This is a genomic window from Streptomyces sp. NBC_00887 (assembly GCF_045207585.1).
Window position 1 is genome coordinate 559,710 of record NZ_CP108788.1, and the last position, 13,856, is coordinate 573,565.

The following is a 13,856-nucleotide window of genomic DNA, read 5'->3' on the forward strand; positions in this document are numbered from 1 at the left end:
CCGGGAACGCGGGCTCCGCCGTCTTCGCGATCGCCAATGCGTCGCGATCCGCACGCACGCGGTTTCCTGATGTCACGTCAGATTCTTCTGTCCGTCAGAGACGTACGGGACGGCAGGGGTGACAGTAATCTCTGCTTCGGCAGGAAGTTTCAGACTCGGACGAGATTTCGAAAGTTACTTTCGCTCACGTGCTTTCCACTCAAGGGGAAGGGGTTCCGAATGGCCGGGGACGTGTCGGGCAGGGGAATGAGCCGTCGGAGGCTGGGGGGCGGGATACTGGCGCTGGGCGGAGCCCTCGCCCTCGCGCCGATGCCCTTCGCGGGTGCGGCGGTGGCCGCCGGACGCGGGGCGGAGGCGGGCACACAGGCGGGCGCACAGTCGGGAGCTGGTACGGGTATGAGGCCGGGGCAGGGCAGGCCCACACTGCGCCGCGGTTCGGCCGAGCGCGCGGGGCTGCTGTCCGAGCCGCTCGACCAGCTCGTCGCCGATGCCGAGACGTATCTCGCCGACTCCCCCAAGCACCCCTGGTACGCGGGGGCCGTGCTGCTCGCCGGGCGCGGCGGCACCGTGGCCCTGCACCGGCCGATAGGCAAGGCCGTGCGCTACGCGGCGTACGACGAGAAGACCGACACCGGGGTGGAGTTCCCCGCGGACCAGCAGATCGCGATGGCCGAGGACACGGTCTTCGACCTGGCGTCGGTGTCCAAGCTGTTCACCTCGATCCTGGCCGTGCAGCAGATCGAGCGGGGCACGCTGGAGCTCGAGGCGACGGTCGCCTCCTATCTGCCGGACTTCGCGGGCGGCGGCAAGCAGGACATGACCATCCGTCAACTCCTCACCCACACCTCGGGCTTCCGGTCCTGGATCCCGCTCTTCAAGGAGCCGACCAGGGAGGGGAAGCTCCGCCTGCTGTGGAACGAGGTGCCGGCCTCCGCCCCCGGCACGAAGTACCTCTACTCCGACCTCAATCTGATCTCGCTGCAGCTGGTCCTGGAGAAGATCACCGGCCACGCCCAGGACGTGCTGCTCCGCGAGGAGATCACCGCTCCGCTCGGGATGCACCGCACCCGCTACAACCCGCCCGCCTCCTGGAAGCCGAAGATCGCCGCCACCGAGGACGCCCGGCTGCCCTGGTCCGGCCTGGACCGCGGGCTGGTCTGGGGCGAGGTCCACGACGAGAACGCCTTCAGCCTGGACGGGGTCGCCGGGCACGCGGGGGTCTTCTCCTGCGCCTGGGATCTGGCGATCCTGGCCCGTACGCTGCTCAACGGGGGCGTCTACGGCAGGTCCCGGATCCTGTCCGAGGACTCCGTGGAGCTGATGTTCACCGACTTCAACACCGCGTTCCCGGGTGATGAGCACGGCCTGGGCTTCGAGCTCTACCAGCACTGGTACATGGGTGCGATGGCCACGCCGCGCACCGCGGGACACACGGGGTTCACCGGCACCAGTCTCGTCCTCGATCCGACGACGGACTCGTTCCTGATCGTCCTCGGCAACTCGGTGCACCCCGTGCGCAGCTGGCGGTCGGGCAGTGCGCCGCGGGTCGCCGCGGCCAACCGGATGGCGCGCGCCGTTCCTGTCCGTCCCGCCCATGGCCGTACCGCCTGGTTCTCCGGCATGGCGAGCGCCTCGACCGCCACGCTCGCCCTGCCCGCGCTGCGTCCGGCGTCCGCGCACGCGGTGCTGAACTGTGCGCTCTGGTGGGACACCGAGCCGGGCTCGGACTCCCTGCGGCTGGAGGCGTCGTCCGATGCCGGGGCGACGTGGCTGCCCGTGCCGTTCACGACCGTACCGGCGGACGGAACCCGGCCCCCGCAGCCGGAGCCGCACCCGACGGGCTCGGTGTCGGGCTGGTCGGGCCGGGTCTGGCATCGTCTCGAGGCGGATCTGGCCGCCTGGCGCGGCACGGAGGTCCTGCTGCGATGGCGTTACACCACCGACCAGTTGTACGTCGGGCGTGGTGCGTACGTCGACGGTGTACGTGTCCGGGACGGCAGCCGCACGCTCTTCGACGGGAACCGGCCCGGCGACTCCGGCCGCATCGAGGCGACGGGCTGGATCCTCTCCGCCGACTGAGCGTTCCGCTGGTTGGATGACGGCATGAATGGAACACAGTCCATAGACGCCCCGTGGGGCGTGTCGGTGTTCGGTGCGGCGAGTGTGGATGCCGCGCCCGACCTGGCACGTCTCCGGGTCGCGATCGAGCAGACCAGGAACAAGCCCGGTGAGGCATTCGCCGCCACCCGGAGCGGTGTGAACCGGATCCGGGAGGTCCTGCGCGGGCACGGGGTGCCCGAGACCGCCGTGTCGACGTCGCGGCTGAACCTGTCGTCCCGGTGGAGCTACGGCGACGAGCGCAAGTTCCTCGGCTACGAGTGCACCGCCTCGTTCGTGATCGAGCTGCGGGAACTGGACATCCTGGAGACCGTTCTCATCGATGTCGTCGACGCGGGGGCCAACCAGGTCAAGGGAGTCGAGTTCGATGTGAGCACGAAGAAGGAACTGCGCGCCCGGGCGCGTACGGCGGCCGTGGCCGCGGCACGGGAGAAGGCCGCCCTGTACGCCGAGGCGGCCGATGTGCGGCTCGGACCCGTCATCCACATCAAGGACGTGGACTCCGAGCAACTGCAGAACTACCGCGGCCACGGCGGGCAGAGCGGCGGTGGTGAAGGCGACCTGACGCCGGGCAGGGTGTCCGTGTCGGCGGGCGTAGTGATCGGGCTTTCGCTCAGCAGCGGCTGAGGACGCGCGCCCCGGCGCGCGGAGCATGAGAGAGGCGGACAGTGAGCGCGGACCACCCAGGGGGGTCCGCGCTCCGCCATATCCGAATCCGAAACTTTCGCTGACACCCCGAACGTCTTTCGTCATGCGCGAGCATTATTACGGGAGACTCTGCCGGATGGATTCCCATACGTACCGGAGTCATACCGTCTGCGCAGGTCATCTCACCGCCTGCTCACAGATGAGCGGTTATTCGCTCGGAAATATTTCGGAAATGCAGCGTTGACGGTTCGTCACGTTGAGCGCATACTCTCCCTCGCGCCCCCTGCTGCTCCAACGCTCGTCCTCCCGCCGCGGGAGTGCCCACCGGGTGCACCCGCGGCGGCTGCACAGCACCTCGAACGGTCCGAACCACCTTGCCGGGTCCCCAGTTCCCTCCGCCCGGCAACCGGAAGAAGAGGCTGGAAACGTGATGGCCAAGAAGTCCCCCGGCGACCCCCTCGCCCGTCCGCACCTGCCGGCCCGTGCCAGAAGGGCGGTCTCGCTCATCACGGCGGGCGTCCTCGCCGCGGCGGGCGTGGTCTCGCTCGCCGGTACGGCCGAGGCGGTCGGCACGCTCGGCAACGCCGCGGCGGCGAAGGGCCGGTACTTCGGTACGGCGGTGGCCGCCAATCACCTCGGCGAAGCGCAGTACGCGTCCACGCTGGACGCCCAGTTCGACTCGGTGACGCCCGAGAACGAGATGAAGTGGGATGCGCTCGAAAGCACCCGCAACTCGTTCAACTTCTCGTCAGCCGACCAGATCGTCAGCCGTGCCCAGAGCAAGGGCATGAAGGTCCGGGGGCACACGCTCGTGTGGCACTCCCAGCTCCCCGGCTGGGTCGGCGGCCTGGGCACCGCCGATCTGCGTACGGCGATGAACAACCACATCACCCAGGTGATGACGCACTACAAGGGCAAGATCCACTCCTGGGACGTGGTGAACGAGGCCTACCAGGACGGCAGCAGTGGGGCCCGGCGCAGTTCACCGTTCCAGGACAAGCTCGGCAACGGCTTCATAGAGGAGGCGTTCCGCACCGCCCGCACGGTGGATGCCAACGCCAAGCTCTGTTACAACGACTACAACACCGACGGCCAGAACGCGAAGAGCAACGCGGTCTACGACATGGTCAAGGACTTCAAGGCGCGCGGTGTGCCGATCGACTGCGTGGGCTTCCAGTCGCACTTCAACAGCAACTCCCCCGTTCCCAGCGACTTCCAGGCCAACCTTCAGCGCTTCGCCGCCCTCGGTGTCGACGTGCAGATCACCGAGCTGGACATCGAGGGGTCCGGTTCGGCCCAGGCCGCCGGATACACCAAGGTGGTGAACGCCTGCCTGGCCGTGTCGCGCTGCACCGGCATCACCGTCTGGGGTGTCACGGACAAGTACTCGTGGCGCAGCAGCGGCACTCCGCTCCTGTTCGACGGCAACTACAACAAGAAGCCGGCGTACGACGCGGTGCTCGCCGCGCTCGGCGGATCCACCGGTGGAGGCGGTGGCGGCACCGGCAGCTGCACCGCCACGTACACCCAGACCGCCACCTGGAACGGCGGGTACAACGGACAGGTGACCATCAAGGCCGGCAGTTCCGCCATCAGTACGTGGACGGTGCCGGTGACCGTGACCTCCCCGCAGAAGGTCAGTGCCACCTGGAACGGCTCGCCCACCTGGGACTCGAGCGGAAACGTGATGACCATGAAGCCGAGCAACAACGGCAGCCTCGCCGCGGGTGCCTCGACGAGCTTCGGGTTCACCGTCGCGACGAACGGCAACACCTCCGCGCCCACCGTCGGTTCCTGCACCGCCTCCTGACCGGAGTCGGCCGCCGGCCGGAACGGGGCGCGTGAAACCCGCGCCCACCCGCCCCGTTCCTCATCACCGCCCCGCCCGGTCCCGAGACCTGGCGGGGCGGTTCGCCGCTATCCGGCCTCGGCCAGGGCGGGCGCGGGGGACGGTGCCGGAACGGCGGACGGCGCAGGTGCCGTGGATTCCCGTACCACCAGCCGTGGCCTGATCAGCAGCGACCGTCCGGCGCCCGGGGCCGAGCCGATCCGGGCCCGCAGCTGCTGGAAGGCTCGGCCGCCATCTCCGGAAGCGGCTGGCGGACCGTGGTCAGGGGCGGTTCGCGTCGACACGAGCGTGTACGGCAACACCATCACCGGTAACGCGGGCGGCGGCATCAAGTTCATGCGCACCCCGCAGGGCCCCGTGTGCACGAACACCATGAGCGGCAACACCGGTGGCGACGCGGTCGGTACGTACGCGAGCGAGTACGAGCCGACCGGCGCGTGCCCGCAGTGACCGGCCGGGGGCCCGCGAGACGCGGGGTACTGACGGCGGCGGGCGTGGCGGCGGTGGCCTTCGCCGCGCCCGGAGCCTCGCCCTCGCCGTGGCCGGGCTGCGCGAGGACGTGGCGGCGGCGGTGGCCGATGTGCCGTTCCTGTGTCACTTCCGGCGCGGCTCGCAGATCACGGACGCGGGGCCCTACGCCGAGATAGCCCGCTGGCTGTCGGGGCACCGCTTCCGGGTCGAGGAGGCGATGCAGACCCTGTCGTACTTCGACGGCGTCAACTTCGCGGCACGGGCGACCGCTCCGGCGTGGTTCTCGGTGGGGCTGATGGACCGGATCTGCCCGTCCTCGACCGTGTACGCGGCCTACCACGCCTACGCCGGTCCGGCCGAGATCGAGGTGTCCCCGTACAACGGCCACGAGGGCGGCGCTGCCGCGCAAGCTCTCCGCGCTGCGCGGCGTGTTCGGCCGGTAGGCGACGGCAGTCCGTCACCGGCCCAGCGCCGCCATGGCGGCGTTGTGGCCGGGCACCCCGCTGACCCCGCCGCCGCGCACCGCGCCCGCACCGCACAGCAGGACGTTGGCGTGTGCGGTCTCGACGCCCCAGCGGCCGGTGTCCCCTGTGGCGTACGGGAAGGACAGGTCCCGGTGGAAGATGTGGCCGCCGGGCAGCCTCAGGTCCTGCTCCAGGTCGAGCGGCGTCTTCGCCTCGATGCACGGCTCGCCGTTGCCGTCGAGTGCCAGGCAGTCGGCGATCGGCTCCTCCAGATGGGCGTCGAGTTCCGCGAGGGTGGCCTTGAGCAGGGCCGCGCGCGTGGCGTCGTTGTCGGCGGCGAAGAGCCGGGCGGGGGTGTGCAGCCCGAAGAGGGTGAGGGTCTGGTAGCCGCGTGCCGCGAGGTCGGGGCCGAGGATCGACGGGTCGGTCAGTGAGTGGCAGTAGATCTCGGACGGCGGGGCTGCGGGCAGCCGTCCCGCCGCCGCCTCGCGGTAGGCGTCGGCCAGTTGCCCGTACCCCTCCGCGATGTGGAAGGTTCCGGCGAACGCCCGGCGCGGGTCGACGGAGTGGTCACGCAGCTTCGGCAGCCGCGTGAGCAGCATGTTCACCTTCAGCTGCGCCCCCTCTGCCGGGGCCGGCGGCTCGTCCCCGAGGAGAGCGGCCAGGGCTTGCGGTGATGCGTTGACGAGCACCCTGCGGGCGCCCAGCACCCGTTCTCCGGCGGGCGAGCGGACGGTGACCTCGGCGTGGGACCCGTCGGTCTCGATACGGGTGGCCTCGTGCCGAACGCGGATCTCGGCACCCGCCGCCTGGGCCGCTCCGGCCAGGGCATCGGTGAGTGCCCCCATGCCGCCGACCGGGACGTCCCAGTCCCCGGTGCCACCGCCGATGACGTGGTAGAGGAAACAGCGGTTCTGGAGCAGGGACGGGTCATGGGCATCGGCGAAGGTGCCGATCAGGGCATCGGTCAGCACCACTCCGCGTACGAGGTCGTCGGTGAACCTCTCCTCCACGGCGACGCCGATGGGCTCCTCGAACAGCGTGCGCCAGGCTTCGGCGTCGTCGATCCGCGCCCGTAGCCCGTCGCGGGTCGGCAGGGGTTCCGTGAGCGTCGGGAAGGCACGCTCGGCGACCCGCTGCGTCATCGTGTAGAAGCGCTGCCAGGCCTCGTACTCGCGGTCGTCGCCGGTGAGTTCCGCGAAGGACGCCCGGGTGTTGTCGCCGCCGACGAGCAGTCCGGTGGCCCGTCCGCCGCGCACGGCCGGGGTGTACGAGGAAACCGTGCGCTTGCGGACGGCGAAGTCGAGACCGAGATCGCGGACGATCTTCTGCGGGAGCAGCGAGACGAGGTACGAGTAGCGGGAGAGCCTGGCGTCGATCCCGTCGAAGGGGCGGGTCGACACAGCCGCTCCCCCGGTGCTGCCGAGGCGCTCCAGGACGAGGACGGACTGCCCGGCACGGGCGAGGTAGGCGGCGGCCACCAGACCGTTGTGGCCGCCGCCTACGATCACCGTGTCGTAGCTGTCGTGCGCGGGTGTGCCGGGCGTGTGCGTCTCGTCTGTGGCCATGGGCCCTTCGTAACACGGAACGATCATCCCTGGCCAGAGGGCCGGAGAGTGTCGGAGTCCGGGTGCTGGAAGGGCGGCGCGGGGCGGCGGTGCGGGCCTGGTGCACCGGCACGCAAATCGGTGGGCGGCGCGGGGCGGCTGTGGCAGGGTGCTTTCCCGAAACGCTGTCCCCCGCCTTCGCTTGCCCGCCGCGCCCCGTCCCAGGAGAGTTCATGGTCACACCGGCACGCCTGATCCCGCTGCTCGAACAGTTCGACTGGGCGCGTGAACGCCTCGGCAACCGGATGGCCGGGCCCGTCGTGGACAGCGGCAACGGCACCGACGTCGAGGCCCCGCCGATGACCGACGAGGAGTACCTGTGGGAGCCGGTGCCCGGCTGCTGGTCGGTCCGTCCGCGTACCGCGGGTCCCGGACCGCGTGCGACCGCTCTGGCCGGCACCGGTGACTGGGGGCGCGACACGGCGGCTTTCCCGCACCCCTCGCCGCCGCCGTTCACGACCATCGCGTGGCGCCTGAGCCATCTCACCGAGCTGCTGGCCCTGCGCGCCGACCATTCGGCGGGCAGCCACAGTCTGACCCGGGACGACTTCCGCGTCGAGGGGCACGCGGCCGGGGCGCTCGCCGCCTTCTCGACCGCGGCCGCCGCGTGGCGAGCGGCCCTGATGGGCGCCGACGACACCGCGCTGGACACGGTCGGGTACAGCACGTACCCGCACGGCAGCGACCCGGAGGACCCGTTCATCGACATCGTCTGGTGGGTCAATCAGGAGCTGCTGCACCACGGCGCCGAGATCGCGCTGCTCCGCGACCTGTACCGCGGGCAGAACGTCTGACGCCCGCTCAGTGCGGCGGTATCCCCCGCTGCCTGCGCAGGGTCGCGACCCGCCGGTAGAGGTCCACCGCTTCGGTGCTGCGCCCGAGCTGTTCCAGGCAGTGCGCCTCGTCGTTGCGGCTGGCGAGCGCGTCGGGGTGGTCCGCTCCGAGGACCCGCTCACGGGCCTCGGCGACCTTCCGGTAGTCCGTGAGGGCGTCGGCCCATCGGCCCAGCCAGCCCAGGCCGACGGCGACCTCCCGGCGGCTGACGAGCGTGTCGGGGTGGTCGGGTCCCAGGGTGCGCTCCCGGATCGCGCACACCTCGCGTGATTCGACGAGCGCCTCCTCCCAGCGCGCCATCCGCCCCAGGTTGACGCCGAGTCCGTGCCGGGCGCGCAGGGTTTCAGGGTCGGCGGCTCCGTCGACCCGGGTGCGGTCGTCGACCAGCGCGCGGTACAGCGCGAGCGCCTCGGCGCTGCGGCCCAGCCTGCCGAGGCTGATGCCGACCTCGTAGCGGGCGGAGAGGGTGTCCGGGTGGTCGGCCCCGAGCACCACGGCACGGGCCTGCGCGACGTCGCGGTAGGTCTGCAGTGCCTCCGGCCACCGGCCCAGCTGGCCGAGCGTGTACGCCACTTCGTACAGCGTGACCAGGGTGTCCGGGTGGGTCGCACCGAGGAGGCGACTGCGGGCGTTCGCCACCTCGCGGGCCATGCGGTACGAGTCCTCCAGGCGGCCCAGCCTGCTGAGGTTGAACGCCAGGTTGTGGCGGCAGCGCAGGGTGTCCGGGTGGTCCGGGCCCATCGAACGCTCCCGGGAGGCGAGCACCGCCGCGTACACCTGGTGGGCTTCGAAGTGCCGGCCGAGCTGGCCCAGGACGTACGCCGTCTCCTGCCGGGCCGCAAGTGCCTCCGGGTGGTCGGGCCCCAGGGTGCGTTCGCGGCCGTCCGCGACCCGGCCGAACTCGCGCAGGGCATCCGTGGCGCGTCCGGTGCGGCTGAGGGTGAAGCCGACCTCGTACCGGCTGGCGAGGGTGTCGGGGTGGTCGGGGCCGAGCGCCTGCTCGCGTTCGGCGGCGACCGCGCGGTGCACTTCGCCCGCCTCGTCCCAGTGGCCGAGCCGCCCCAGGTTGAGGCCCGCGCTGTGCCGGCTGGCCAGGGTGGCGAGCAGCTCGGGCGACGGGGTGGGCCGGTCGGTCCGGGCCGCGGGAAGGCCGGCGGGCAGAACCCGCAGGCCGGTTCCGGTCGTCCAGGAGCCGGTCAGGCCGAGCGAGAGGTCGATGGGTGCGGTGCCCGGGGGTATCGCACCGGTCGCCTTGTGACCGGTGGTCATGTTGCGGGTCCAGGACGGCAGTCCCTGCGCGCCGCCCGCGGGCCGACGGCCGGGGTGCAGGACGGGGGCGGGCGGGGCGAGCCGGACCCTCCCGGTGTCCTGGCCATGCGTCTGCTCGCCGGTGCGTCCGAGCGTGATGCGCCTGCGCAGGTCGCCGGCGTCGGCCGGCCGGCCCTCGGGGGTCTTGGCCAACAGGTCCAGGACCACCCGGTCGAAGAACCCGGGAAGTTCGGCACGGTGGGTGCGCAGGGGCTCGGGCTGGGTGTCACGGTGTCCGACGAGGACCGCCCAGGCGTCGTCCAGGTCGAACGGCGGTACGCCCGTGGCAATCTCGTACAGCACACAGCCCAGCGAGTAGAGGTCGCTGCGGTGGTCGACCTCACCGCCGCTGATCTGCTCGGGCGACATGTAGTGCGGAGTGCCCATGGCGATGCCCGTGCCGGTGAGGCGTGAGGTGAAGCCGATGTCGTGTCCGAGCCGGGCGATGCCGAAGTCGCAGATCTTCACGGTGCCGTCGCCGAGCCGCATGATGTTGGCGGGCTTGAGGTCGCGGTGCACGATGCCCTGCTGGTGGGTGTAGCCGAGGGCGTCGGCGACCTGCTCCGCGATGTCGACGACGTCGGGTACGGGCAGCGGGTTCTGCTTGTTGTCCTCGAGGAGCTGGCTGAGGTTGCGTCCTTCCAGGAGCTCCATGACCAGGTAGAGGACGCCCTCGGACTCGCCGAAGTCGTGGACGACGGTGACACCTCGGTGCTGGAGCGCCGCTGCCACCCGCGCCTCGCGGCGGAAGCGTTCGCGCAGGATGCGGGTGAAGGACGGGTCGTGCTGGGGCACCATCGGTTTCAGGCACTTGACGGCCACCTGGCGTCCCAGGGACTCGTCCCGGGCACGCCACACCTCGCCCATGCCACCCCGCCCGATCAGATCGAGCAGCCGGTACCGGCTCTGGATCAGCCTGGTGTCCGCCATCGCCTGCTGTCGCCCCCGTCGCATCGCCTACTGCTGCGCCCTCCCCGGCCCGTCCAGTATGGCGGCCTGTCTGCGGAGTTTGTACGGGGCGGGGCGGCTCCCGGGGCCGAGTCGTGCCATCGCCTTCACAATGTGTCCGGGTGGCAGGCACCAGCGGATGCGTGCGGGAACGCAGCGCAGGGCGGTGCCGGTGGTGCGCAGGCGGCGGTCGACGACGTCCGGGGACGGCGCCCGCCTGCCGTACAGCTCGTGGGCGTACGGGGGCAGGGAGTCGTACGCGAGTGCCGCCACGCGCCGCCACAGCAGTGCGCGCGCCGGGGCCAGCAGGGCGTGGACCGGCGGGTTGCGCAGGAAGTCGTCGACGTCCAGCGCTTCCGGACCGGCGTCGAGTTCGGGGCGGACCCGGTCGAAGTAGGAGGCGAGTGCCACGGTCGTGGCGGGGACGCCGGCGGGGTCGAGGCCGACGAGGCGGGCGCTCTCGCGCTGTTCGAAGACGTACCGGTCGGCCTGGGCGTCGGTGAGCCGGAAGCCCGAGCGGCGCTGCACCTGGAGGTAGGAGTCGACCTCGGCGCAGTGCACCCAGAGCAGGAGCCCGGGTTCGTCGATGCCGTAGCTCTCGCCGGTCTCCGGGTCGGTGGCCTTGAGGAGACGGTGGATCCTGCGGACCCGGGCGCCGTACTTCTCAGCTGCCTGGGTGGTGTCGTAGGTGAGCGTGCCGACGAAGTCGGCCGTGCGCATCAGGCGCCCCCAGGCGTCCTTGCGGAAGTCGGAGTTCTGCATGACGCCGCGTACGGCGCGCGGGTGCAGCGCCTGCAGGTAGAGGGCGCGTACACCGGCGACCCACATCATGGGGTCCCCGTGCATCTGCCAGGTGACGGAACCGGGTCCGAACAGGCCCGGGTCTGCGTCGCTCATCGGCTCGTACCTTCCGCTCGGCTGTGGAACGGGGAGGCCTCGCGGCCGGGTCGTGCCGGGGCGCGGTCGTCGTCGGAAGAGCGTGCGAGGTGCTGCGCCACCCCGGCACCACTCCATGCATACCGCAACCGTGCACGTTCCGGGGAGGGGCCGGGCCCTGCGCGGGCACCCGGGGGGGGCGTGCCGCCCCCCCGGGTGCCCGCGGGTCAGCGTTTGACGGCCCGCAGGACCACGAACTTCGGGTCGCCCGCGACGGTGGTGCAGTTGCCGAACGTGCGGCGCAGCTGCGTGTGGTACCCGAGGTGCCGGTTGCCGACGACCCACAGTTCACCGCCCGGGCGCAGTGCGGCCCGCGCTCCCTGGAACATGGTGCGGGCGGTCGCGTCCGTGACCGCCTGGTGGGAGTGGAACGGCGGGTTGGTGAGGACGAGGTCGACACTTCCCGGGGGCACGTCCGCGAGCCCGTCACCGACGAGGAAGTCGGCCTTGGAGTCCGCCTCGGTGTTCGCCCGGAAGGTGGCCTCCGCGGAGGCCACCGCCTGGTACGACTCGTCGATGAAGGTGACGGACGCCTCGGGGTTGGCGAGCGCGGCGGAGGTGCCCACGACGCCGTTCCCGCAGCCGAGGTCGACGACACGGTCCGGACCGGTACGGCCGGGCAGGTGCTTCAGGAAGAAGCGGGTGCCGATGTCCAGGCGCTCGGCGCAGAAGATCCCGGCGTGATTGGTGACGGTCCGGCCGGAGACGGCGCCGACGTCGTCGGGCAGTTCGTAGCGGTACGGCCAGGGGCTGGGCGTCCGGGGCAGCGCCGGATCCGGGGTGCAGAAGATGAGCCGGGCCTTCTTCACCGCGAGCGACGTGCGGGTCGGTCCGATGATCCGCTCGAAGAGCTTGAGGGTGGAGGTGTGGATCTCCTTGACCATGCCGGTGCCGATGACGACGGTGCCGGCGTGGACGGCGGGAGCGAGTCTGTGCAGCTGGTCCTCGAGGAGCGCGAGACTCTTCGGCACCCGTACGAGCAGGACGTCGATGCGCTCCGGCGGGGTGTCGCGCGCCGACAGGAGCCGCACGGAGCCGGGTGCCGCGCCGTTGCGTGCCAGGTTGGCCAGGGTCGCACGCTGCGCGAGGTACGAGTCGGTGATCTGCACGGGGCCGTGTACGGCGAGCGCGGTCGCGAGGGCGCCCCAGCGGTCGCCGACCACGGCGACCTCTCCGGTCAGGTCGACCGGTTCGCCTCCCTCCGGATCCTCCAGCCGACGCAGCAGATACTCGTCGGCGGCGTCCCAGGCACGGAACGGGTCGCGCGGGTCCTCGGGGAATCGGGCGAGATCGAGTCCGCCCTGTGACGTAGTCAAACGGTTCATATTGCGTTCAGGCTAACCGAGTGGCGGGAAGCACCCCGCACGCTCCCCGCCCAGGGCCCTTACGGAAGCTGCTTGTCGATGGCCGACCGACCTTCCTCGGCCAGCCTGCGCTGCGCCCACTCCAGGGTCGCGGGGGTCAGATCCCGCCCGGAGGCGAGCACCAGATCCTCCGCGGCGGGCCGGTCGCTCCCACCGGTGTGCAGCAGGCGGTCCGGAGTCACCCCCCTGATCTCCGGCACGGGTACGGATACGGATTCGGACTCTTCGCTCATACCGCCTCCTCGTCCTTGCGGTAATTCTCGCGCCGGGGCGGCGTCGCCGCATCCGATGCCCCAGCTGCCGGGACGCCACGACGTCACTTGACTTGCACATGATAACTACGCAACGTTCACACGACTGGCACGGTGCGTGTGGAAGGCTCCCGGCTGACCAGACATCACATGGCCGCCGTGGCACCGCTTCCCCGCCTGTCTTCCCTGCCGGCGGCGCGGTTCCCGCAGCTTCGGAGAGGACACCCCACATGTCCAGTCGTCGCCGTTTCTACGCGCGTCCACTGCTGGCAACAGCTGCCGCGATCGCCGTCATCACCGGTGTCGCGGCCACCGCACCCGCCGCGACCCCCAAGGACGCGACTGCCGCCCCGGCGTCGCTCACCGCTCTCGACGACACCTACTACCAGGACGCGCTCGGCAGGACGGGCACCGCGCTCAAGAGCTCCCTGCACACCATCATCAGCGACCAGACCAAGCTCTCCTACAGCCAGGTCTGGGACGCGCTCAAGGCCACCGACGAGGACCCGTCCAACGCCTCCAACGTCATCCTCCTGTACACCGGCCGCTCCCAGTCCAAGAGCGGGAACGGGGGCGACACCGGCGACTGGAACCGCGAGCACGTCTGGGCCAAGTCGCACGGCGACTTCGGTACGGCGACGGGCCCCGGCACCGACATCCACCACCTGCGTCCCGAGGACGTCCAGGTCAACTCCATCCGCGGCAACAAGGACTTCGACAACGGCGGCAGCAGCGTGTCGGGGGCGCCCGGCAACTACACCGACAGTGACTCCTTCGAGCCGCGCGACGCCGTCAAGGGAGACGTCGCCCGGATGATCCTGTACATGGCCGTGCGGTACGAGGGTGACGACGCCTTCGCCGACCTCGAACCGAACGACAGGGTGAGCAACGGCTCGGCCCCGAACATCGGGCGGCTCTCCGTGCTCAAGCAGTGGAGTCAGGAGGACCCGCCGGACAGCTTCGAGCAGCACCGCAACGACGTCATATTCGACACGTACCAGCACAACCGGAACCCGTTCATCGACCACCCCGAATGGGTCGAGGCCATCTGGTAGGGC

The 13,856-nt window shown here is 71.0% G+C and carries 11 protein-coding genes and 1 pseudogene; 7 read left to right on the forward strand and 5 right to left on the reverse strand.

Annotation, left to right across the window (positions count from 1 at the left end; translation table 11 throughout):
• Positions 1–219: 219 nt before the first annotated feature.
• The 5 genes and pseudogenes from OG844_RS02675 to OG844_RS02695 form a co-directional block, all read left to right on the forward strand.
• On the forward strand, positions 220–2,079 hold the full coding sequence (locus OG844_RS02675; protein ID WP_406387844.1) for a serine hydrolase: 1,860 nt from the start codon (positions 220–222) through the stop codon (positions 2,077–2,079).
• 24 nt (positions 2,080–2,103) lie between these two features.
• Positions 2,104–2,745 (forward strand): SIMPL domain-containing protein, encoded by a 642-nt coding sequence (locus OG844_RS02680; protein WP_406387845.1) that lies wholly within the window; start codon positions 2,104–2,106, stop codon positions 2,743–2,745.
• Between the two features lie 451 nt (positions 2,746–3,196).
• Positions 3,197–4,576 (forward strand): endo-1,4-beta-xylanase, encoded by a 1,380-nt coding sequence (locus OG844_RS02685; protein ID WP_406387846.1) that lies wholly within the window; start codon positions 3,197–3,199, stop codon positions 4,574–4,576.
• 327 nt (positions 4,577–4,903) lie between these two features.
• A complete protein-coding gene (locus OG844_RS02690; RefSeq protein WP_406387847.1) occupies positions 4,904–5,065 on the forward strand; it encodes a hypothetical protein in 162 nt (53 codons plus the stop codon).
• A gap of 88 nt (positions 5,066–5,153) precedes the next feature.
• Positions 5,154–5,438: pseudogene (locus OG844_RS02695) on the forward strand (acetylxylan esterase); the annotation flags it as partial.
• A 105-nt stretch (positions 5,439–5,543) separates the two neighbouring features.
• On the opposite strand, the gene OG844_RS02700 reads toward OG844_RS02695, so the two are convergent.
• A complete protein-coding gene (locus tag OG844_RS02700; protein WP_406387849.1) occupies positions 5,544–7,118 on the reverse strand; it encodes a phytoene desaturase family protein in 1,575 nt (524 codons plus the stop codon).
• A gap of 212 nt (positions 7,119–7,330) precedes the next feature.
• Here OG844_RS02700 and OG844_RS02705 point away from each other — a divergent pair, with 212 nt between their 5' ends.
• Complete coding sequence (locus OG844_RS02705; RefSeq protein ID WP_406387851.1) at positions 7,331–7,951, forward strand: DinB family protein; 621 nt, start codon at positions 7,331–7,333, stop codon at positions 7,949–7,951.
• A 7-nt stretch (positions 7,952–7,958) separates the two neighbouring features.
• Here OG844_RS02705 and OG844_RS02710 read toward each other — a convergent pair whose 3' ends face one another.
• The 4 genes from OG844_RS02710 to OG844_RS02725 form a co-directional block, all read right to left on the reverse strand.
• Positions 7,959–10,229: a tetratricopeptide repeat protein gene (locus OG844_RS02710; protein WP_406395973.1), complete on the reverse strand. Its 2,271-nt coding sequence runs from the start codon at positions 10,227–10,229 to the stop codon at positions 7,959–7,961.
• 27 nt (positions 10,230–10,256) lie between these two features.
• On the reverse strand, positions 10,257–11,144 hold the full coding sequence (locus OG844_RS02715) for an oxygenase MpaB family protein (protein ID WP_406387852.1): 888 nt from the start codon (positions 11,142–11,144) through the stop codon (positions 10,257–10,259).
• A gap of 206 nt (positions 11,145–11,350) precedes the next feature.
• Positions 11,351–12,508 carry a methyltransferase gene (locus OG844_RS02720; protein WP_406387853.1) on the reverse strand — a complete coding sequence of 386 codons (1,158 nt, stop codon included), beginning with the start codon at positions 12,506–12,508 and terminating at the stop codon, positions 11,351–11,353.
• 59 nt (positions 12,509–12,567) lie between these two features.
• Entirely contained in the window at positions 12,568–12,780 is a 213-nt protein-coding gene (locus tag OG844_RS02725; protein ID WP_329214348.1) for a hypothetical protein, read from the reverse strand.
• 248 nt (positions 12,781–13,028) lie between these two features.
• On the opposite strand from OG844_RS02725, the gene OG844_RS02730 reads away from it, so the two are divergent.
• Complete coding sequence (locus OG844_RS02730) at positions 13,029–13,853, forward strand: endonuclease I family protein (RefSeq protein ID WP_406387854.1); 825 nt, start codon at positions 13,029–13,031, stop codon at positions 13,851–13,853.
• Positions 13,854–13,856 lie beyond the last annotated feature (3 nt).

Bases quoted from the DNA above. Each gene is read 5' to 3' on its own strand.
- OG844_RS02700 (WP_406387849.1), bottom strand. From the start codon at position 7,118: ATGGCCACAGACGAGACGCACACGCCCGGCACACCCGCGCACGACAGC.
- OG844_RS02705 (WP_406387851.1), top strand. From the start codon at position 7,331: ATGGTCACACCGGCACGCCTGATCCCGCTGCTCGAACAGTTCGACTGG.
- OG844_RS02730 (WP_406387854.1), top strand. From the start codon at position 13,029: ATGTCCAGTCGTCGCCGTTTCTACGCGCGTCCACTGCTGGCAACAGCT.
- OG844_RS02725 (WP_329214348.1), bottom strand. From the start codon at position 12,780: ATGAGCGAAGAGTCCGAATCCGTATCCGTACCCGTGCCGGAGATCAGG.
- OG844_RS02675 (WP_406387844.1), top strand. From the start codon at position 220: ATGGCCGGGGACGTGTCGGGCAGGGGAATGAGCCGTCGGAGGCTGGGG.
- OG844_RS02685 (WP_406387846.1), top strand. From the start codon at position 3,197: ATGGCCAAGAAGTCCCCCGGCGACCCCCTCGCCCGTCCGCACCTGCCG.
- OG844_RS02710 (WP_406395973.1), bottom strand. From the start codon at position 10,229: ATGGCGGACACCAGGCTGATCCAGAGCCGGTACCGGCTGCTCGATCTG.
- OG844_RS02680 (WP_406387845.1), top strand. From the start codon at position 2,104: ATGAATGGAACACAGTCCATAGACGCCCCGTGGGGCGTGTCGGTGTTC.
- OG844_RS02720 (WP_406387853.1), bottom strand. From the start codon at position 12,508: ATGAACCGTTTGACTACGTCACAGGGCGGACTCGATCTCGCCCGATTC.
- OG844_RS02715 (WP_406387852.1), bottom strand. From the start codon at position 11,144: ATGAGCGACGCAGACCCGGGCCTGTTCGGACCCGGTTCCGTCACCTGG.